This is a genomic window from Peribacillus sp. NPDC056705 (assembly GCF_043656335.1).
The window spans coordinates 1-22,264 of the sequence record NZ_JBHTYI010000032.1 but is presented as its reverse complement, the minus strand read 5'-3'; the positions used below and the strand labels follow the sequence as shown (position 1 = coordinate 22,264).

Annotated in this window: 20 protein-coding genes; 2 read left to right on the top strand and 18 right to left on the bottom strand. The window is 39.1% G+C overall.

Annotated elements, in window-relative coordinates:
* Positions 1–419 precede the first annotated feature (419 nt).
* From ACFRAK_RS23470 to ACFRAK_RS23395, 16 genes are all read right to left on the bottom strand, one after another.
* Complete coding sequence (locus ACFRAK_RS23470; RefSeq protein WP_394572596.1) at positions 420–743, bottom strand: AtuA-related protein; 324 nt, start codon at positions 741–743, stop codon at positions 420–422.
* Positions 724–2,064: an acyclic terpene utilization AtuA family protein gene (locus tag ACFRAK_RS23465; RefSeq protein WP_394572595.1), complete on the bottom strand. Its 1,341-nt coding sequence runs from the start codon at positions 2,062–2,064 to the stop codon at positions 724–726. The genes ACFRAK_RS23470 and ACFRAK_RS23465 overlap by 20 nt, the downstream gene beginning before the upstream one ends.
* Positions 2,065–2,071: 7 nt before the next feature.
* Positions 2,072–3,376: a CitMHS family transporter gene (locus ACFRAK_RS23460; RefSeq protein ID WP_394572594.1), complete on the bottom strand. Its 1,305-nt coding sequence runs from the start codon at positions 3,374–3,376 to the stop codon at positions 2,072–2,074.
* 431 nt (positions 3,377–3,807) lie between these two features.
* The gene (locus tag ACFRAK_RS23455) at positions 3,808–5,223 is read right to left on the bottom strand and encodes a sigma-54 interaction domain-containing protein (protein WP_394572593.1); all 1,416 of its coding nucleotides are present in this window, start codon (positions 5,221–5,223) and stop codon (positions 3,808–3,810) included.
* Positions 5,224–5,815: 592 nt separating this feature from the next.
* A complete protein-coding gene (locus tag ACFRAK_RS23450) occupies positions 5,816–6,523 on the bottom strand; it encodes a GntR family transcriptional regulator (protein ID WP_192204444.1) in 708 nt (235 codons plus the stop codon).
* 269 nt (positions 6,524–6,792) lie between these two features.
* Complete coding sequence (locus tag ACFRAK_RS23445) at positions 6,793–7,845, bottom strand: YeiH family protein (protein WP_387595631.1); 1,053 nt, start codon at positions 7,843–7,845, stop codon at positions 6,793–6,795.
* Positions 7,846–7,890: 45 nt separating this feature from the next.
* Positions 7,891–8,640, bottom strand: coding sequence for a PIG-L family deacetylase (locus tag ACFRAK_RS23440; RefSeq protein WP_394572592.1), 750 nt, complete (start codon positions 8,638–8,640; stop codon positions 7,891–7,893).
* Positions 8,641–8,787: 147 nt separating this feature from the next.
* Positions 8,788–10,140, bottom strand: a complete 1,353-nt coding sequence (locus tag ACFRAK_RS23435; protein ID WP_394572611.1) for an aminotransferase — start codon at positions 10,138–10,140, stop codon at positions 8,788–8,790.
* A gap of 146 nt (positions 10,141–10,286) precedes the next feature.
* Complete coding sequence (xsc, locus tag ACFRAK_RS23430) at positions 10,287–12,050, bottom strand: sulfoacetaldehyde acetyltransferase (protein ID WP_394572591.1); 1,764 nt, start codon at positions 12,048–12,050, stop codon at positions 10,287–10,289.
* A gap of 174 nt (positions 12,051–12,224) precedes the next feature.
* Complete coding sequence (phnX, locus tag ACFRAK_RS23425; protein ID WP_394572589.1) at positions 12,225–13,055, bottom strand: phosphonoacetaldehyde hydrolase; 831 nt, start codon at positions 13,053–13,055, stop codon at positions 12,225–12,227.
* 96 nt (positions 13,056–13,151) lie between these two features.
* Positions 13,152–13,610 carry a hypothetical protein gene (locus ACFRAK_RS23420; RefSeq protein ID WP_260287988.1) on the bottom strand — a complete coding sequence of 153 codons (459 nt, stop codon included), beginning with the start codon at positions 13,608–13,610 and terminating at the stop codon, positions 13,152–13,154.
* Between the two features lie 166 nt (positions 13,611–13,776).
* Positions 13,777–15,189, bottom strand: a complete 1,413-nt coding sequence (locus ACFRAK_RS23415) for an amino acid permease (RefSeq protein WP_394572588.1) — start codon at positions 15,187–15,189, stop codon at positions 13,777–13,779.
* 379 nt (positions 15,190–15,568) lie between these two features.
* Positions 15,569–16,201 carry a YitT family protein gene (locus tag ACFRAK_RS23410; protein ID WP_394572586.1) on the bottom strand — a complete coding sequence of 211 codons (633 nt, stop codon included), beginning with the start codon at positions 16,199–16,201 and terminating at the stop codon, positions 15,569–15,571.
* 568 nt (positions 16,202–16,769) lie between these two features.
* Positions 16,770–17,471 carry a twin-arginine translocase subunit TatC gene (gene tatC / locus ACFRAK_RS23405; protein WP_394572610.1) on the bottom strand — a complete coding sequence of 234 codons (702 nt, stop codon included), beginning with the start codon at positions 17,469–17,471 and terminating at the stop codon, positions 16,770–16,772.
* Positions 17,472–17,618: 147 nt separating this feature from the next.
* Positions 17,619–17,831, bottom strand: coding sequence for a twin-arginine translocase TatA/TatE family subunit (locus ACFRAK_RS23400; protein WP_063233420.1), 213 nt, complete (start codon positions 17,829–17,831; stop codon positions 17,619–17,621).
* Between the two features lie 70 nt (positions 17,832–17,901).
* Positions 17,902–19,644, bottom strand: coding sequence for an alkaline phosphatase D family protein (locus ACFRAK_RS23395; protein WP_394572585.1), 1,743 nt, complete (start codon positions 19,642–19,644; stop codon positions 17,902–17,904).
* Positions 19,645–20,125: 481 nt separating this feature from the next.
* Between ACFRAK_RS23395 and ACFRAK_RS23390 the strand changes: the two genes are divergently transcribed.
* Together ACFRAK_RS23390 and ACFRAK_RS23385 are read left to right on the top strand one after the other, a co-directional pair.
* Entirely contained in the window at positions 20,126–20,293 is a 168-nt protein-coding gene (locus ACFRAK_RS23390) for a Spo0E family sporulation regulatory protein-aspartic acid phosphatase (protein ID WP_387595611.1), read from the top strand.
* A 608-nt stretch (positions 20,294–20,901) separates the two neighbouring features.
* Positions 20,902–21,048, top strand: coding sequence for a hypothetical protein (locus tag ACFRAK_RS23385; RefSeq protein WP_394572584.1), 147 nt, complete (start codon positions 20,902–20,904; stop codon positions 21,046–21,048).
* 53 nt (positions 21,049–21,101) lie between these two features.
* Here the strand turns inward: ACFRAK_RS23385 and ACFRAK_RS23380 are convergent, their stop codons facing one another.
* Positions 21,102–21,461, bottom strand: coding sequence for a hypothetical protein (locus ACFRAK_RS23380; RefSeq protein ID WP_387595608.1), 360 nt, complete (start codon positions 21,459–21,461; stop codon positions 21,102–21,104).
* Between the two features lie 21 nt (positions 21,462–21,482).
* Positions 21,483–22,067, bottom strand: a complete 585-nt coding sequence (locus ACFRAK_RS23375) for a hypothetical protein (protein ID WP_394572583.1) — start codon at positions 22,065–22,067, stop codon at positions 21,483–21,485.
* Between the last annotated feature and the right edge of the window lie 197 nt (positions 22,068–22,264).

The following is a 22,264-nucleotide window of genomic DNA, read 5'->3' as shown; positions in this document are numbered from 1 at the left end:
TTTAATCTTTATTAGTATGGCTAAGAACCACATTTATATATCTTTAGATTTGCTCATGAACGAACATTTTTATCTTAAGAACAGTTTTTTTGAATAGCTCCTTCTTATACTTAACGCACGCACCTGAGTGTTGAATAAGAAATCCTTTTCTTTGATGCAGATTGTCTTCAAACTACACTGCCTCTACTTCACATCATTTTAAAGATTCATGCAAGATTTACAAAATAACTACAGTCTATTCGTCACAAAAGTTCATTTATTTGTTTCATAAGCTCTTTAAATTTCTTGTCGAGTTCTGTGTACGCTTCTTCTTTGGTTTCCTTTTTTACTTGTTCCAGAAAATCAAAATATAAGAGGACAATCAGATGATATAACGTCCGATACCATTTATAAATTTTCTCATTTTTTTATCCCCCCTCCTATAACGCTTCTTGTACCTCTATTTCCATCTCCAATAAGGCGTAACTCAAGCTTTTCCCATGCGTATCCATACCGAGTGATATTGTAACTCCGCCAAGCAAAGCTTGATGGCAAACGAACTGAAGTGCAGCGATATTTGGAACCTCATATCTAAAAATTTCACCAACAACAATGTCCTTAAAATGTTGTTTTACTCTCTGTATTGTTACTTCTTTGCATAAAAGGGAATAGTCTTTTTCATGATATGGAATAAGCGAAAGCATCAATATATTCCCTTTATCACCGGCACGACTGTGGGCAAGCTCATATAGTTTTCTCTTCATGCAGTACACTCTCCTTTATTACAACACGCACTTCAATTTCTTCACGAGGAAGTAGAGAAGAAACAATTCCTAAAACTTCGTGTGTATACTTTCTTGCCCCTCCTCCACCGGCTGGGCCATTTGTGTAAAGAGATTCAACCTCTTCACCAATTTTAGCGGCTTCGCTTAGACTTTGTGCTTTAGCTGCGACTCTTAGTCGGACTTCGTATGGTTCATTCCATTGCCCAAACGTATTCCGGTGTGTGGATGAAACACCGATATAATCAATCCGCAACTCATCAAAACTCTTCTCAAGTCTCGTTCTCATAATGTCTCCAGCTAGTTGTGCCCGTCCCCATGCATTTGAACCTGCATATGAAATTTCTCCTTCCCCTATAAACCCTGCATGGTAACCGACGCTTACTTTTAACGTTTCCGGCCGTTTCTTTCCTTTCCCTCCTGTTACTTCAATTCGATTCGGTCCTGCCTCTCGAAGCTTTACTGACATGAAGTCTGCAATTACATCAGGTGTAATGTATTCGTTCGGATTTGTGACTTCATATAAAAGCTGTTCTTTCGCCGTCATTAGATTGATAACTCCACCTGTATTTGAAACTTTTGTAATCAAGGCAGAACCGTCTGCTCGAACCTCCGCATACGGAAATCCTAAGTTCTCCAAGTGTGGAACATCCTTTTTCCCAGGATCTGCGTAATAACCACCAGCAATTTGACCTCCGCATTCCAAAAGGTGGCCAATAATGGTTCCTTTTGCAATCAAATCTGTCTCGTCAACCGACCAGCCGAAGTGGTGAACCATTGGCGCTAAAAATAAAGATGGATCCGCCACTCTCCCGGTCAGAATAATGTCTGCTTCTTTTTCTAACGCAGGTAAAATAGCTTCAACACCAAGATAGGCATTTGCCGATAAAATTGGGCCATATGAATTTAGAGGCTTATTTGTTTCCATAGTCTGTGCATCTGTTTCCAGGAATGACGATACATCATCCCCTGTCACAGCCGCCACTTTGATAGAAAGACCTAGTCGTTGGGCAATTTCAATTACTTTTTCAGCACCACTGACCGGGTTGGCTGCTCCCATATTTGTAATTAAGCGCACACCATTTTGAATGAGTGTTGGAAGTAATAGCTCCATACGCTTTTCAAGCAGCGGATCATAGCCCAATGAAGAATTCTCTTTTTTTCGCTTATGCGCCAGCGCGATTGTCCGTTCAGCCAAACATTCCAACACTAGATAATCCAAATTCCCTTTTTCTGCAAGGAGCAGTGCGGGTTCCAACCGATCACCTGAAAATCCTGCACCTGATCCGATTCTAATCAACATAATCACCTCAAATAATAGTAATAGCTCCTGTTAGCAGGGCTACAATAGTCATGATAATTGTTGTTCCAAATGCCCATTTAAAAATAAAACGCTGATGATCCCCTAAATCAACGCCTGTCATTCCTATAAGAATAAACGTAGAGGCTGTTAATGGACTTAATGGGAAGCCGGTTGTCATTTGCCCCAGTATAGCTGCCCGGCCAACTTCGATGGGATCAATTCCAAAAGTAGAAGCGGTTTGACTAATGATAGGTAAAACTCCAAAATAGTAAGCATCCGGTGTAAAAACTAAACTTAGAGGCATGCTTGTTATAGCTGTCAAAATAGGTATGTAGCCCGCCATCGCTTCAGGAATAACCGACACCATTGAAAGCGCCATAGCATCAATCATTTTTGTTCCGGTCAAAATACCGGTAAAAATCCCCGCCGCAAAAATCATGGTCGAAACCATTACAACATTGTTTGCATGACTTGTGATACGCTCCATCTGTTGTTTTTGGTTTGGGTAATTCACCAATAAAGCAATTGCAAAAGCAATAATAAATAAAGTAGGTAGTGGAAGCCATACTTTGATTAAAGCGATGAGAAGAATCAGCGTCAAAATAAGATTGAACCAAAAAAGTTGGGGTCGCTTAAATTCTAACGTCGTTGCCGCTAATTCTTGAAAAGCTATGTTGTCCTTTTCCCCCATATCTATAATCCCTAATCTTTCCCTTTCTCTTTTTCCAAGCAAATAGGATGAAAACAACACCCATAGGACACCTGCAACCATAGCAGGTAGAATAGGATTAAATAGTTGAGCAGAAGTGACATTCAAAGTTGCCATCGCCCTTGCAGTTGGACCGCCCCAAGGTGCAAGATTCATGACACCTGCGCCCAAAGCCACTACACCTGCTAAAATGAGAGGGTTCATCTTCAATCTCTTATAAAGAGGAAGTAGGGCGGAAATAGTAATCATAAAAGTAGAAGCACCATCCCCATCCAAGGATACAAGCATCGTGATAACAGCCGTGCCCACCACCACTTTTAAGGGATCTCCTTTCACGATAAGAAGCATCTTGGATACGATTGGATCAAACAAACCCGTGTCCATCATCAGTCCAAAATATAAAACAGCAAAAGCCACCATAATTCCCGTAGGAGCAACCTTTACGATACCAGCTAACATCATTTCTCCTATCCCCAAGCCAAATCCGCCAATCAAAGAGAAAACGATTGGCACCAACACCAGAGCGATTAAGACTGATAAACGTTTTGTCATAATGAGGTAAAGGAAAACCCCTATTGTCAAGAAACCTAAAATAGCTAACATATAATCCCTCCCAATGAGTCGTAAATTGAATGTTTACTGACATAGTTCAGATGAAATTTTTTCCCCACGAGGCATATTTACCAAGGATTTCATTGCCCTTTCTATAAGAATTTTGCTGTGCACTATACTTTTGCAAGAACCATGCCTAAACAATATTTAAATTATTATTGCAGTTTGATTTTCTTAGGTGTTTGTTCACTCTAATGCTGATTTATCAGTTATTTAAGTACTCATTTAAAAATTTTAAAAACAAAAAAAAGAAAGCACTTTGTTGCTAGCGCTTTCATTTATAGTGGATTCAAATTCTAATTTTTTAGAAAATATCTCTAAGATTCTCAAATAAATTACTTTATCCCCTAATTCTATAGCCTTGGTTGATTTCTAATTTTTTAGAAATCAATGGATATTATTCTAATTTTTTAGAAATCACTTTAAATAATACGGTATTTTTTCATTTTATTATATAAGGTGGCCAAGGACACCCCTAGAGAATTTGCGGTCTTTTTTCTTCCTTCCATATCATTTCCAAACCGCCCCAAAATTTCTTGGATGAATTTTGATTCTGCTTCTTCCGTTATATCCCTTAGTGTTTGACCGTTTGGTTTTAGAGTAGAATCTAAGCGATTCAATTCGAGCTTCATCAATACATCAGGTAGGTGTTGGATCTTTATCTCCATACCTTCTGCCATACAAGTTGCATAGTCAATCACATTTCTCAATTCCCGAACATTGCCAGGCCATTCATATGACCGTAAAAATTCTAAAGTTTGTTCGTCAATAGTGTACATAGAATCCTCCTTAACAGATGGAGTTAATGACGAACGAAGCAATGAATGAACCAGTTCAGGGATATCCTCTCTTCGTTCTCGAAGAGGTGCTATCTTTAAGCCTATAACATTAAGTCTATAAAACAAATCTCCGCGAAAATGATTTTTATTTACAAGCTGTTGTAGATCACGATGTGTAGCGGCAATAATCCTGACATCAATATTTCGCTCTTCTGTTTCTCCTACTCTTCTGATCTTACTTTCTTGTAACACCCTAAGTAACTTAGCCTGAAGATCATATGACATATCACCAATTTCATCCAAAAAGAGCGTACCCTGGTCTGCCATTTCAAATAAGCCGATTTTACCGCCTTTTTTTGCATTGGTAAAAGCCCCATCTCCATAACCGAATAACTCACTTTCTAATAAAGAAGGTGGAATTGACGCACAATTAACTGGAATAAAAGGCTTATTACCACGATGGCTTTTATGATGAATAGCCTGTGCGAATAACTCTTTTCCTGTCCCGCTCTCGCCGATAATTAAAATTGGAAAGTTGGAATCGGAAACCCGTTTTGCCACATACACAACGTCCTTCAACCCGCCATCTTTTCCAATGATGTCATCAAAAGTGTATTTTACTTGATAAAGCGAATTCATCTGCTTTTTAAGCTGCCGGACTTTCTCGTTTTGTTTTTGAAGTTCAATTGACAATTTATGAACTTCAGTTAAACTTTTGCAGACGGACACAGCGCCAACAACCTGTTCATTGAGAATAATTGGAGCCATATCGACCACATATTCTCGGTCTTTTGTCTTTCGGTAGACTCCAACACGACACCGACAATCTTTTAGTGTTTTTGTAAGTTGCGCTCCGGGCCGATATTTTACCAGTGGCTTCCCTATGATTTCAGCAGTAACACCTGTAATACGTGTATATTCAGGATTGATCATCCTTACATACCCATTATGATCAATCACTAAAACACCATCATTGATTGATTCTATAATTGCTTTCCACCAGCCTATGCTATTTTCACTAATTGAAGCATTGTTTTTATTATTTGATTGCTCTTTCAAGGAAATAACTCCTTTCACGGCTTATAGTCCATATTTCACCTTTTTTCATCTGGATCATTTCTTTATTTTTATCTCTAAACTGCCCATTCGTAATAATTTTCTTTGTGGTTTTTATGTGTCGCTTGGCATGTCTGGAGAGGTTAGTTGCTGCAACGACGTTGTGCGTCTACTTATCATTGTGTGCAACCTTATTGACTACCTATGTTTTCAAATCGTTTTATCTTAGTGTACGAGTATGCATAAATAGGCATTTAAGGATTTGACTTGGAGCGCCTGGGGGGACGATTGTCTTGAAAGACTGAAGAAGCCGTTATTTCATGAAACAGCCAATCCTATCATAAAGTCCAATCAATGTGTACGTTGAATATTATAGATTTACTTTAAATATTGTCTCAACTAAATCAGCCATTTTTCTACCCTAAAACTACGTTGAACCCGGTGGTAAATCCTATTATAGCTAATCTGGTTTTAATAGAAAGTTTTGACTGGCGTTTTAATACGGTTCAAAATCAACTAACTCAATGATATAGAAGCGAAAATGACCTAAGCCTCTCTGCTTCTTAGAAAGGCTTAGGTCACTTTAAGTGCAAAATCAATTCTTCCGAGACATTTTCATTGCGAATGAGTACATATCCGATCGGAATAACCCTTTATAATATTCTACTAAGTTACCATCAGAATCAAAAATCATTCGTTCTGTAATCAGCAAGCACATCGTTTCGGCTATTCCTAAATGTTCTGCATCTTCTTTTGTTGGAAAGCCGCAGGTTATGATTTGTTCCGCTTCACAAAAGTCAATGTTTAGATCACCTTCAAGTGCATCATACAATACGGTTGTACTTAAATCGAATTTCGTCAATTTTTTTCCTAGGTCCAATGAATAATAATGCAATTCTATGGCTATTGGGACATCCCCCTGCAACCGCAGCCTTTTAATATGGTAAGATTCATCATCAAACCCATTTGCATCAGCTATATTTTCAGGTGTCATTACACGGCCATGATCCAGTAGTTCAATTCCCATGCTTTTAGTGGTTTCCGTAAAACTTATCATCTTAAGCCATTCTTGTACAGGTTTAAGGGAAACGAACGTTCCCTTCCCATGCCTTTTTTCCAATATCCCCTCACGAACCAGGATGGATACGGCTTCCCGTACAGTGCTTCTGCTGACAGAATACATATCCATGAGTTCCCTTTCACTCGGGATTTTATCTTTATAATAACCTTCCAAAATCTGATTTTCCAATATGGTTTTCAATTGCGCATGTAAAGGGATTGGATTTTTAAAGTCTAACTCCATAAAATTTCCTCCAAACAGAAAAAGACATCATAATGTTCGTATCAGTTCTTATATTATTGTAAACCAAATAATTATAATATTCAAACATGCCGACGGTCGATTTTTCCTTAAATTAGGATTTTACTATTTTTCTACTCCTTCTTTTCCAATAAAACGTTTCTTTAGATGTAAAAAACCTGAATAGTTTTATGTATTCAGGGCTTATCCTATATGCAACCTTCATCACGTTTTAGGCATATTTAATGGGCAAAAATAGAAAAGCTTATCTATTAGACGATAAAGTACGAGATTATCGAAAGCAACAAAGAAGTAATGGTCATGGCTAAAAGAGGACGCATGGCTTTTGTCCGCAGTGCCTGCAGGCTAACATTGAGTCCAAGACCGATCATGGCCATTGTCAATATAAATGTAGTCGTTTTGGAAATACCATCCATTACTAGAGGTGACACTGTAATATACGTTCCAAACACATAACTTCCTATTAAACTCATGATTATAAAACCAACGAGGAACCATGGAAAATCAATTTTGGCATCATGGCCCATTTTCCCGGATGAGCGTTTTTTCATCCAAAACATAAAAATGAAACATAATGGGATAAGTAAAAAGACACGGCCCAATTTTGCAAGAAGTGCAATCGCTAGCGCATCTTCACCCGCCGGTGCTCCCGCCAAAGCAACATGTGCGATTTCATGAAGACTGATCCCAGACCAAATTCCATAATCCAAAGCTGATAGCGGAAGGACCGGACGTAAAAGTGTATAAACAATGGAGAAAAGTGTTCCCATTAACGCGATTATCCCGACGCCTATGGCTGTATCTTCTTCCTTTGCTTTCACGATAGGAGATATTGCCGCGATGGCTGCTGCACCGCATATTCCGGTTCCTACAGCAAGAAGAAGGGAAATGGAGGCATCTGCCTTAAACCACTTTGCAATCAGGACCATCACGACTATTGCAAAAGTCACTGTTCCTATGTCACGTACCAACAATGGCAGACCCTGATTGAAAATCACATCGATATTTAATTTCAACCCGTATAAAATAATGGCAAAACGCAAAAGTTTTTTTGCGGAAAATTCAATTCCCGTCCGGAACTTTTCTGGATATCCCGCAATTTGACGATAAATCACGGCAATGATGATCGAGCAAGCAAGTGGACCGATTCGATTGAATCCTGCAATCTTGGACAGCCCCAAGCCTAAGAGGGCAATAAAAAAGGTGAAAGCGATACCGCTCAGCCACAAGACCACCCTGTTTTGAAGCAATTTTTGCTGCTGTTGCGGTGTTTCTTCCAGTGGCTCATATTTTTCTAATTCCATATATTCCTTCCCCCTTTCCAGATAAACTAAAGCCCAGATTACGAATCATTCCAACCTTTCAATCGTTTGAAAAAAATCGGTTTCTTCTATATTGGTAGGTGAATTCCCTTTTATAAAACACTCGGATTTCTTTAAAAAAGGCAAGCTTGGATTTTGATTCCCCCACAATTCAGGAACGGTCAGGGTCTGGGAACGATGGGACCTTAAGGCACGGATCTTTTTCTGTAAAGTCCCTGCTATATTCACTCTTGTGATACTGTTCATCCCGTTTTCCTTTATCCATTCATCATAAAAAGCATGCCAAAGGACAAAGTATAGACTATGAACCTTAAAAGCTGGAAATACTGAATCTGGATAATAATCGGGATCACCGGATTTTAGAAAAGCAAATTCGGCAGCACGGCCTATCGCACAATGATCTGGATGCCCCCCATATTTCCCGTGGAATGTTACTAGTGCATCCGGTTGAACTTCACGAATCAACTTTACGATTCTCTCAGCCAATAAATCGAAGCTTTCAAATTCAATCGTTTTATCCCTTACGTTTAAAAATCGCAGGTCGCTTATCCCCAATTCTTCACAAGCTCTTTTTAACTCCTCTACCCTTAGTTCAGGCAATGCCTCCCTTGTTGTAATGATGGGATTTCCCATGCGCCTGCCCATTTCGCCTTTTGTCGCACAAAGTAATGTAATATGAACACCTCGCTCAGACATTTTGGCAATGGTGCCTCCACACAGGAATGACTCATCATCGGGATGTGCAAGAACCACCAATAACCTATGTTGTGATTGCATATTTCCTCCTACTTCGGATTCTCCAGTTTTCCCCCTGTTAGACCCACCATGAAAAAATGGACATGGATGTCATAACGGTTAGACATGTCATGCCCATCTTCACTTTTCGTCTATATATAGTCCCTAAAGCTCAATCATCCATTTTTATTAGCATAATTCATATAAAACGGATTTAACCGTTTCTATGACAAAGCGTAGATCTTCAACGGTCGAAGATAAAGGCGGTGCAATGATCAATACGTTTCCATATCCAGGAACTGTATCACCATTACGGCCGATGATAAGACCCTTTTCCTTGCAAGCCCCGATTATTTTACCCATGAACGCATCGGAAACAGGCGTTTTTGTCTTTTTATCTTCCACTAATTCAATGCCATATAAAAACCCAACTCCCCGAACTTCCCCTACTTTATCCAAGGCTTTCAGTTCAAAGAGCTCACTTAGTGTCGATTCACTAAGCTCAGATACACGTTGAACGATTTTTTCATTTTCCAAGATTTCAATGTTCTTTAGCGCAACTGCGCAAGATGCAGGGTGGCCTCCATATGTTGACACATGCCTGAAATGATTTAAATTTCCGTTCTCTTTGAATTTCTCGTAAATCCTGGAATTCACCGCCGTTGCTCCAAGGGGAAGATAACCGCTGGTCAAACCCTTTGCCATTGTAACAATATCCGGCTGAACTCCATCGGAGTGCATGAACCCAAACATCTTTCCGGTTCTTCCAAAACCTGAAACCACTTCATCCACAATTAAAAGAACATCATGCTTCTTACAGATTTCCGAAACCCTCGTTAAGTATTCTTTGGAAGGAATAAGGACCCCTCCACCAGAGATGAATGGTTCAAGAATCACACCAGCTACCGTTTCAGCCCCTTCAAAGTTAATGACCTGATCGATATATTCAGCTGCAAGCAAATCGGAATTTTCAACGTTTTCCCCAAACAGACTCCGATAACTGTACGGCGGTGGCACATGCAGGAAACCTGGAACCGCAGGATCATATTTCACTCTCCGATTTGCCTGTGCAGTTGCGCTTAGTGCGCCAAAAGTATTGCCATGATAAGCTCTGTACCTAGAGATGAATTTGTATTTACCCTGATTGCCATTTTGGGAATGATATTGCCTGGCTATTTTAAAAGCTGTCTCATTCGCCTCAGAGCCGCTGTTCGTAAAAAACGTTGTATAGGAGCCCTTTAAATGTTCACTTATTTTTGCAGATAATTCGATTGCCGGCTTATGACTTAACGTCAAAGGGAAATAAGATAAGTTAATCATTTGTTCATAGGCTGCCTGCGCAATCTCTTTTCGCCCGTGACCCAGGTTCAAGCACCATAAACCGGAAACCCCATCTAGATATTTATCACCTTTAGTATCCGTGAACCATGAGCCGGATCCTTCTGTAGCCATCATGGGAGCATCCTTCTCATTATAGCGATGCATCGCATGCCATAAATGGTCTTTATCCATTTGAACAAGGTCTTTCGTTTCAGTTTCCATCTTCACAATTGAAACCCCCTTATTATTCATTGAACACAATTAAGTTAAGTTCCCATGCTGTTACAGACCTTTTTAGAGCGAATTGGTGATGGTGCGATGACCAAAATTTCATCAAGTCATCGCACCTGTCATATCACCTCACACCATTATTTATCCCAGTTTTTATGATCTAAATGAGAATATTTTTCTAATAATCTAGTAGGCATCTTTAGTGCATCTTTTCTAAATGGTGGAGCTAATTGTGTTCCATCCACTTGTATATCAATGACCGTCGGTTTATTTGATTTTATTGCTTCTTCAATGACTGCGCCTAACTCCTCAGGTTTTTCCACTCTAAAACCAACAGCACCCATTGATCGGGCAACTTCCGCGAAATCAGGATTTTGGATATCCGCCCCTACAAAACGATTATTATAGAAATCAACCTGATTCTTTTTCTCTGCACACCATGCATTATTATTGAACACACATGCTATGACCGGTATGTTTTCTTCAACGGCCGTACTTACTTCATGTAAGCTCATGCCCCACGCGCCATCTCCAACAATGGCTAAAACAGGCGTGTTCGGTTCAGCTAACTTGGCACCAAGTGCAGATGGGTAAGCAAATCCCGTGTTCCCGAATGTAAGCGCAGCGATATGCCTTCGGCTCTGATTGAATTTTAAGTAAGCGTTTGCAGTTGACGATACATTACCGATATCTGTTGTAACGATAGCATTTTCAGGCAATACTTTAGTCAATTCCAAAAGGGCTCGACGCGGATTGATCGGGGTTCCATCGATCATCGCAAGTTTCACCAATTCTTCTTCCCATTTTTGTTTTTCATTCGTAACTTCGACCATCCGCTTTTTTTCTTGCTTTAGGTTAGGATTACTGGCCTTCAACCGTTTCAGGATTTCATGGCTCGCTTCACGGGCATCTCCGATGATCCCAACTTCCACAGGGTGTGTCCTCGCTATTTGCCTTGGATTAATATCTATTTGGATGATTTGTGCATCTTTAGGGAAATAATCGATGTCATAGCATGGTAACGTTCCAAAAACCGATAATCTTGTACCGACTGCCAATATGACATCCGCTTTCTTTAGTGTATTCATGGCTGCCTTTGATCCCATGTAACCGATTGGGCCGACTGACAATGGATGATCTGCAGGAAATGCATCATTATGCATATAGGAGACAGCCACCGGAGCTGTTAAATATTCTGCAATATTCTTAATTTCCTCGATGCCATCTGAATCAACCGTTCCCCTACCGGAAATAATGACAGGATACTCAGCCTGAGCTAAAATTTCTGCCGCTCTATCCAAAGATGCAGAAGATCCGCAGCCCCTTTCATCTACGCGATATTGGTGTGGTTGAAGTATTTGATCTTCCACTTCACCATAGAAGTAATCACGGGGGATATCGAATAAAACCGGTCCCCTTTCGGCATAGGCAATCCGAAATGCTGTCCTAAGGCAATCAGCGACCCGGCCTGGGTGTGTCACTCTAACCGTTTCCTTAGTGATGGCCTTGAAGATGGAAACCTGATCACATTCTTGGAATCCATCCCATCCAACCGTTGGTGTACCAGCAGAAGGTGATATGACCACCATTGGAGTATGAGCTTGATTGGCCGCTGCAACAGAGGTGACCATATTCGTCATTCCAGGTCCGTTTTGCCCGATGACAACTCCTGCCACACCAGAGACACGGCAATAGGCATCTTCCATATGTGCTGCACTTTGTTCATGGCGGACACCAATGAAACGGATGCCTGCAGTTGGCAATAAATCAAGCATATCCATGAAAGCAGATCCCAGAATTCCCGAGATATGTTTAACTCCCTCGGCCACTAATGTCTCAACGATGGCTTCACTTGGTGTCATTTTAACTTTCGTTCCTCTTAACATTTTTGTTTCGACCATAGCACATTCTCCTTAATTATAGTTATTTCTGATAATGACGTTGCGACGTCCGTACCAGTTATAAGATGTATATTACTACCATTGGATGAAACAGTCAATAAATAAATTGAATATTTTGAATTTATTTAAAAACTTTAATCATCATAGTCATTAACTCATGTATTTGAATCTTCCTTAACCAATAAATATATCCTTTTTTTCTGTCAATCTGTAGTTGATCCGATCGATGATTTCCAATAAATCACCTATTTCATCAATTACGAAATCAGCTCCTGCATTCCAAAAACGATTTTCTGCATGTTTCATCCGTTTTTGCCGTTCATATGGGTCCATTTCGTTGATTTCCGCTTCTGAAAGGCCGATTTCACTGCCGCTTTTCAATACGGCAACAGTCCACATTCCCGCAGAGATGCCTTCTTTGATATCACTGATCGTATCGCCGACTTTAACGATTTTGCTGAGTGGATACACTTCGAGATTCATCGCCGTCTTAAAGCACATCCAAGGAGCAGGCCTTCCCGCAGGCACCTCGTTAGACGCAACAATGGAATCTGGTTGATAGCCCCATTTTTCCGCCTCTTGTTTAACAACATCAATCATTTCCCGAGTATACCCTGTCGTCGAACCGATTTTTATTCCTTGCTGCCTTAAACGGCTGATTAATTCAATTACGCCTGGTATTGGCTTGGCGTTTTCCTTGAGAACCTTAAAAAGCAAATCCTCAAAGTCCCTATACAATGATTTTAGATCTCTTTCGTCCGGTTCTTTCCCAAATTTAGCAATCCATAAATTGGAGATTCGTTTCATTTTCAGGAGTTCCATAATATGATCCATTTTCAATAAACCCATAGGTTCCCTTGCTTCCTTAATCGTAATATCTATTCCCCTTATCCTGAATATCTCGACAAATGCTTGGACCGGCGCAAAACAACCATAATCCACCGTCGTTCCTGCCCAATCAAAGATCACTGCCTGAACCACTTTGCATTCTTTCGCACTTTCCAACCTATGTTCCCCTCCTTATCCTTACCTCCTTTAAAATCACCAAACTTGCTAAACCCGTAAATACCCCACTGGTGATGACCTGGGTATAAAGAGAATTCATTTCACTTTTTCCAAAAATAACTGTAAATCTTCTTTAGTAGCCTCAGAGAGACGTTTCATTTTTTCAAGGTCCTTATCCGCATTCCCGGACTCCCCAATTAATGGGTAAAGGTTTTTCTCAATCCGTTCATACCAATCGGGGTATTCATCTTCCACTTGCTTTTCTATCGAATCCCATGTAGAACTGATCTCTTTTCCCATTTCTTGAATTTTCCCTGAATCCGCCTCCGTACTTATTTCTGATTCCAATCCTTTTATGGATTGAATCACATCGCCGACACCTTTTTTAATAACCTCTGCATTTTGGGTTTCACCCGTATTTGCATCCGGATTTTCATTCAAGACTGGACTTTTTTCTTGTTGAGCCTCGTCCGGTTCACTTGAATTGTTGCAGCCTGACAGCAACATGGCCCCAAGGATAACCCCACTAGTCATTACACGGAAACCATTCAACATAATCCCTCCTTCATGATTTAAAAGACAGATGGCGCCAAGCACCTGTTGGCACAACTCTCTTTTTCTATGGGAGTCATATTCTAGCTGTTTAGTGATTGAAGAATTTTGTCTGAGGAGTTCCATAGAAGTAAACGAAGCATTTCCTTAAAATGGTATAGAGTAAAAGCTATAATTTTTCAGAATTAGGGGAACCAGAAACAATATTTAATTCATTCTCCATATACTTCGCCTTTTTTCGCCGAAGGAAAAAGAATGAACAGATAACGATCAAGCTAAATAGCATGGTAAAGATAAACTGTGGACGTTGCGAATCGATAAATGCCATTAATATCAAAACGGAAACCATGGAAAGTATGGTTACATAAGTCAAATAAGGGAATAACCACATTTTGATCTTGAAAATTCCGGGATTTTCTTTCTCCATTCTCTTCCTTAATCTGAGATGGGAAACCGCAATGGCCAGATAAACCAGAATTCCGACTCCACCCGAGGAATTCACTAAAAAGAAAAAGATTTTATCAGGTGAGACATAACTGAAAATGGTGCTGATAAAGGAAAATAATGTAGAGCCGATTACAGCAAATATAGGGACACCGTTCTTGCTCACTTTTGAAAATAACTTTGGAGCATCACCCTTTTGTGCAAGTGAAAATAACATGCGTGAACTCGTATATAACCCCGAATTCAAACAGGAAAGCAGTGCAATGAGAATCACTATATTCATGATCAGGGCAGCAGAAGGGATTCCCATCATTTCAAGTACGGCAACAAATGGACTTTTCAGCAAAGAAGCCGAATTCCAAGGTAATAGCGTCACTAGAATAGCTATGGACCCTATATAGAAAATCAGGATTCGCCATACCACACTATTCAATGCACTTCTAACCGACTTAACCGGATCACTCGTCTCACCCGCGGCAATCGCTGGAATCTCCACTCCAACAAATGCATGAAAAACAATTGCGACGCCAACTAGTACAGAACTTAACCCGTTCGGAATAAAACCGCCAAAATTCAGAAGATTGGAAGCACCAGGTGGTTTTATCGTTGGGATTAACCCTAATATCACTGCCACACCCAGGCACAAAAATAGGATGATACTGATTATTTTAATGATTGAAAACCAGTATTCGAACTCACCAAACGATTTTACTGAAAAAATATTCGTCAGTTTCAATAAGATAATCAAAGATAGACTTATGACCCAGACGGGAACGGAAGGAAGCCAGCTGTGTATGATTGCAGCCCCCGCTGTTGCTTCCAAAGCAATGACGATAACCCAAAAGAACCAATATAACCAACCTGTTGTAAAACCGGCCCATTCACCAATCCCCTCTCTTGCATAAACGGCAAAAGATCCAGTATTGGGATTCACTGTGGCCATTTCCCCAAGCATCCTCATGACTAGAACAACGATCAAGCCTGCCAAAACATATGATAATATCGCCCCGGGGCCCGTTTGACCGATAATGATACCGCTTCCTACGAATAAACCAGCGCCTATGACACCACTTAAGGATATCATTGTTAAATGTCTTTGTTTCAGGCCTGGTTTCAGTTCTTCCTGTTGATGTTTCATACCCTCCACCAACTTTCAATATTTTGTGGAATCAACTAAAATAATCGCTACTTGCATGTAATAACAAGGCTTTTTCAACTGCCTGTCCTTTACACTTTCACAAAGATAGTGGGAACTTGGAAACTTGGCATTTTAAAAACAACACAGGAGATGACGCTATGAACTTAAGATTCTATATCATTATTCCCCCTTCCTTAAGGCTATTTTGACAATCGAAAGAGATATAACATCACTACGTCATGATGTTAGGACCACTTACTATGTGTATAATACACTCTGATTTTTTTAAAGTCAATTTAAAAATCAGAATATTTAGATAACAAAATGAAAATTTTCAAATAAAAAGATTCCCATTAATACTGCAAACCTCTAATACTTTTCATTTTACTTCTTTCACCTTGGAGGATTCATCTAACACACTTTCCGTTGCAAATTTAACGGTATTCTGCTTTCTATCCAGCATTTTCTTTAGAAGGTATGAAAAAAGCAATGTAAACGCAATTCCCTTAACGATCGATGTATAACCGTAAACAAGAAGGCCTAATATCAGTACGATAAGATTGATAATCCTTATTGTCGCTGCAATATCTATTTTTTCATTTTTATGATGTAAAATTAAGGCGATCACGTCAAAGCCAACAGTGGAGGCATTTGCTGTTATACATAAATAATATCCTATCGCTATCAAAATCGACGAAATGATAATCACTAACGCGATATTCATATCGAAATCAATCTTCAATGAATAAAAAAGATTAAAAAAGGCCATATAGCTTAGCGAACTTACGATCGACTTAAAAAAGTACTCTTTCCCTAGAAAAACTAAACAGATGATTAACAGTAAACCTGTAACGAAATTGGCTAGCATGGCAATGTTATAACCCGATAATGCATTCAATAATAATGCCGAGCTAGTTACCCCGCCATTGATAATTTCATTGGGAACGATTAAATAAGCATAGGCAAAGGTCATGGAAATGTTTCCTGCGATAATTTTCACTATATCCTTCATAAACTTCTCACCATCCCGTTCGATATTCTGATAATGCTTTCCCCCCCTAAATATATATTTATACTTGAACCATAAGATACACATTCACCTCTTACAACAATTTATTCGAAGCTTTTCCCTTTCGATATTTTTGAATGATTTTACGTAGTATGCATTTGGGGGTTCAAGATTACAATAATTCGCTAACCAGAATCCTCTCTCCTTCTTATAAAGAAAATAAAACATCCCCCTTAAAAATTGAAAATGCTCATTTTCACTATTTTTCTGTACAACTTAACGCTGTTCAGAAGCCTTTAAGTATCCTGAGTACATTCAAATAAATGATTTAAATTTCCAAAGGGTTATATAAGGAGAAGGCCATTTTATTCTCCTTTCAGTAGAATTAGTCCGATATCAAAAAAACTGGCTAAGAAAACTGTTTACGTATGCAGAAAAATGTATGTTCCCTCCTGATTAGTCCCACCAATTATTATTCCGCAATAAAAAAGTTGAGGAATATGCCCCTCAACTTTTTAGTGTTCAATGACTATTTCCCAAGAAATGTTTCTTAGGTTGTGGATTAGCCATTTCATGTAACAGGTAATGCCGTCTCATCTTTCATTAGCCTTTTTCGGTAAACCATATTGGACAGCTGTACACTTACTTCATAAAGCACAAGCAAAGGGACGATGACCAAAATGTCCGAAATTATATCTGGAGGCGTAATCAGGACCGAGATGACAACCAGGACGAAATAAGAAATCTTACGAGACTTTTTCAACACTGTTGGATTGATGATGCCTAATCTGGTCAGGAACATGACCACAAGCGGCATCTCGAATAAAATCCCGAAAGGTAAGATCAAATTAATCATGAACCGAAAATACTTTTCCGCTGTGAACATCATCTCGAACTGCCCGGCCGATAGGGAAGTGAGGAAACCCAGCACGATTGGAAACAACACAAAATATCCAAATGCGATACCTGTGATGAATAGAATGAAGAGCCCGGGTATGAACCGAAATGTAACTCTTCTCTCTTCCGGTTTCAGCGCTGGAGCCACAAAGCGCCATAACTGATAGGCTGCTAGCGGAATCGTTGCAGCTATTGCACAAACCGCAGCGATGATCATGTATACCCATAGGATCTCACTTGGTCCGAGCACAGCAAGCTTTCCATCCAAATCCTTAATGAGCAGTTCATAAATATCCTGTACGAATATGAAACTCACTATGAAAAAAGCCAGAAAACCTATCAGCGTTTTAATGATTCTGCTTCGGAGCTCTTCCATATGTTCAATAACTTGTAAATCCTTACTTTCCACCTTCACTCCTCCTTTTTAGATATTTTCTTGCACGATTGCAAATAGCACTTCCCCTCGAACTCTTTTCATGAAAAGAAGCAGGCGAGTCTTTCCGCCCGCTATATTTCATTTACTTCACCCTTCTTTTTTTACAGCTCTTAATGCGGCTTTATTCTCGTTTTCATCCTCTTTTTCTGAATCATTCACCAATCCTTTTGTTGCACTTTTGAATTCGGACAATGTCCGGCCAAAGGCACGGCCGATTTCCGGCAGCTTGGACGGTCCAAAAATAATCAGTGCAATTACGAGGACAATCACCAAACCTGGTATTCCTATATTTGAAAGCATTCTTATTCACTCCTCTGATTTCCTCATTTTTCTTCGCTATATTCTTGTCAAGCATCATTATCGTTCGCTATCAATTAATCATTTTCCCTTGCTTTTTCATTCTTTGTTTTTCATGTGCGCGATTATGGGCACGTGTCCGATCTTCCTCGACTTCGTTCGTTTTTTGTACACCTTCCATAACCGCTGCTGATGCAACCTTTCGCAGCCCTGTTTGATCCTTATCAAAAACAAAGGATGCTCTTGTCGATATGTCCGCACCTGGTTCTGTCACGAATGGGACCACTCGGTAATCCGCCTTCCATTGTTCTGGGGTTACTTTGCATCGGACATATCCCCGGTAATCATTAAAGAACTTTATATGTGGATTCTGACTTAGTATTTTATCCGTATCCGCACGCTTATCCGCTCCATTTCCACCAGATGTGATGGAGGTTCCGACAAACTCCACACCGAATATCTTTGAATTTGGATCATCGAAATCCGCCTTTAAGTTGGCTGCCCAGCTTGCATGTACATCACCCGTCAACACGACCAGATTTTCCAGGTTGTTTCTTTTGATTACATCAATTAAACGATCGCGTGCAGCCGGGTATCCATCCCAGGAATCCATGCTGAATTTGGGAGCGGTTGGTGTTCCATAATTCCTTTGTGCAAAGAAAATCTGCTGAGGCAAAACGTTCCACTTCGTATTTGATCTTGATAGATTGTCAGTTAACCACTGTTCCTGCTCTGGACCTAGCAATGTCCGTTTCGGATCAAGTGACTCTGGCGTTTGCGGGGAACTTCCATCGCCGTTTGCCTGATCATCCCGGTATTGACGGGAGTCCAATACAAAGAAAGAGGCCAGGTCGCCATATGTGAAATTTCTGTATAACCGCATATCCGCTCCCTTAGGCAAAGATGATTTACGAAGGGGCATATGCTCATAGTAAGCTTGATAGGCGGCGGCCCTTCTCTTGATGAATGCTTCTACCGATTGTCCTTTTTCCGGGATGACATTTGCATAATTGTTTTCAACTTCATGATCATCCCAAGTCACGACCCATGGGAATGCAGCGTGTGCCGCTTTTAAATGGGTATCAGAGCGGTATTGTGCGTACCTATTTCGATAATCCTCAAGCGTGATGATCTCCGGACCACTATGTACACGTACATTACCTGAAGAAGAAACATATTCATTTGGTCCATATTCATATATATAATCGCCAAGGTGAAAGACAATATCCAGATCTTCTTTTGCCAAATGTTTATAGGCCGTATAATAACCATGCTCAAATTGCTGGCATGAAACAAACGCGAATGACAAGCTCGATACACTTGAACCTATTGGCGGAAGTGTTTTCGTTTTCCCAGTCTGACTTACTTCCCCTCCGCTTTTAAAACGGTAAAAATAGACCATATCAGGTTTTAACCCGCTTACTTCCACATGAACGGAGTGGCCAAGTTCCGGCCTGGCTATTTCCTTGCCTTGCTGGACAATCTTTCTGAAATTCTCATCCTTTGCCACTTCCCATTTAACGGAAATGGCTTCTTTTGGCATTCCTCCGCCATTCAACGGATCAGGTGCCAACCTTGTCCATAAAACGACACTGTCAGAAAGCGGATCACCTGAAGCTACACCGAGAGTAAATGGATAATCACTGAATTTCGGGGCAGCATTCACTTCAATCCCGCCCATTGATTGGGCAAGGGCAAGACCTAATGAAAGTCCGGCAAGCTTACTTGCTCCCTGGATAAAGTTTCGGCGGTCCATATTCTTGCCTAATTCGCTCCAATTCTTAATTAAATCATCCATTGCTCTTTCATTATTCATTGATCTTTCCCTCCTATTATTTGAATCTGGTTCAAGTATAGTATGGCCCTTTTAAAGGTATATGAATAAATGTAAATCAACAAATTTCCAATTAGGGATTTTCATGCAGGACTTATGGATCTCTTTAAACATTAAAGAAGATTTAATTCACTCATACATTTACATAGCCCTACAAACTTTCACATATAACGACAGTCTTTTTGCCTATTTTTTCTTCATGAATCATTTATTTAATCGTTACAAATAACTGCCATGGGTTATTTTTACAATGAAAAATCTTTAATAAACTTATAATCTGTTTATGTAAGTCTAATGAAGTCTGCGAATTAGTAGAATAAAAGCAAGGTCCGGAATCAAACTAACGAATGCTCCAACATTTTATGAGTAATCACTCACTTTTCATTTAAAATCATCCTAATTTATGTAATAATGGTTTCATAATAAAAAATGAAAGTACTTGAGGGATTCTGCATTGGAGAGTATGGAAGAATTAAATGAAAAAATTGAGATATTGAGGAAAGAGTTAATATCTACAGGAATGATTTATGGTTTTACAGCCCCAACAACATTATATAAAAGCCAGGAACTAGATGAACTGTTGAATTTACTTGGACATGAAAAAGAACCGAAGGGTTTTCAATATATCTAAAACAGGAATAAAACCTAGTTTGGATTTCCTACTAATACTTCCTGGAATCACTACAACTCATGAACTGTCACCCGGAGTTATTTTGGATTATTTTTAATCGTCACTGTGCAGTTCTGCAGCATATTTCTCTTACCTCTTATACTTTTCTGGACTCGTGGACTAATTTTTCTGTAATATGCGCCAAATCATTAGATAATTGTTAACATCAACACTCTTCCTAATTAAAAAGCATCCAACATGAATGGACGCCTCAGACTGTAGACAAACTCGATGAAAATCGAATATGTCTACAATTTTTTTTGCTTGTACAAACCCGTTCCAATCAACTATTTTTAAAAATTTGGATAATACTCCTTTTGCCTACAGTCTGTATTGTTTTAAAATATCTCTATTAAAACTTAAGATGATGAGTTTGTTTTCAAACATGATTCTATTCAGCGAGACCAACTGGGAATAATTACTTTAGACCCGCTGGTGCCAGCGAACCATTAAGTTCGTAAAATGGAGACTGCCATTGATTTCTCATTCATTATGATTTAGTGAAAGACATGTAATTCAGAGAAAGGACGCCCGAGTATTAATCCAGTTAGGTTTTAAGGGGGCTTTCATTGAACAGTATGGGACTGCTTCAAAAAAAAGAGACAATGAGGAAAGTATTAATAAATAAATACGGCATTGAAACAATGGATCACTTCACTAAAAACTATACATATAAACCAGAAACCGGAAAAACCATCGGAAAACTAGGGAAATGAAACTGGCTGTTTTTTCGTCCGGAATTTCCCCAATTTCATAAGTTTAGCGTTTTCTAAGCATTCATTTTCCTATATCTTACGGTCATATCAACGAGTGTCAATAATAAAACAAACCATAACATAGGATTATCCAAAGAGATTCCTACATTAGATTTTCCGCCCATTACCGTTAATACTCCTATTAGCATTAACATATAAAAAATAAATACTGCTTCTCCAATTAATGAATTTACACAATCTTTTTCAGTCTTTCGATTAATGACAATATAGACAACCGCTAATGAGACCATTCCAATTGTCAGTGCAGTTTTAGGAATGTCTTTGAGAACGAGATGAGGGAAATAATCAAAAATCATTAGAAAAGAAAATAATAAAAAGATACCTATTCTCAATAATATTTTCAAATTCATCATATTCCCCATTTCCTCGATTTATTATTTCCCAAACCAGTAATTGCATTGGAAATATTGAACTGATTTAGGTGATGTGTAATTACTTTTGCCATAATGAACCACTGTCGCATGATAATTTCTTTTCTTTTCTGCAGTGCTATATGAACTTGATACCCAAGAACCCACGTAAGTTGGACTAATTTTGGACCAGCTATTTAACTTTACAAAAAGCCAATTAGCGAATACACTATCTGTCAGTTTTTTAGGAATCTTTTTCATCATATATGCAAAAATTAGATTTTTGGCTTCATTTACACCGGTATTTTTGTAGGTTCTATAAATAGGAGCTATTTCAGTTTTTGTTGATCCACCTGAAATAGGTCCATATTCAGTTATACCACCAGAGTTAAGTGTATTAATACTCATAACTTCATTATATAGATTTTCAATCTCTTGCTCCGTTAAAATTGTATTACTTATTATTTCTAGTTCATTAAAAGAATAGGCATGTTCGTTTACTTTTTGTTGTGTCGATGTCTCGTTGCTAACTTCTATATTTGCAAAGGAAGGAGCTACAAAACTAAATAAAATAATCAACGATAATGAAAAGGCAAATATATTTTTCATAATATTCCATTCCCCTTCTAGTAGATTTTTCCTACATTTAAGAAAAAAATTCTCTCATAGAAGATGCTGTTTATGGAGTGATCTAAGTAGAGGCTGAAGGACAAAGGTTTAAGGCTGAAGGCTGAGGCGAGAACAATTCCGATTTCTATATCTGTTTAAAAATCCTCTCCTTTCCATGGTTAGGTATTATCTACCAC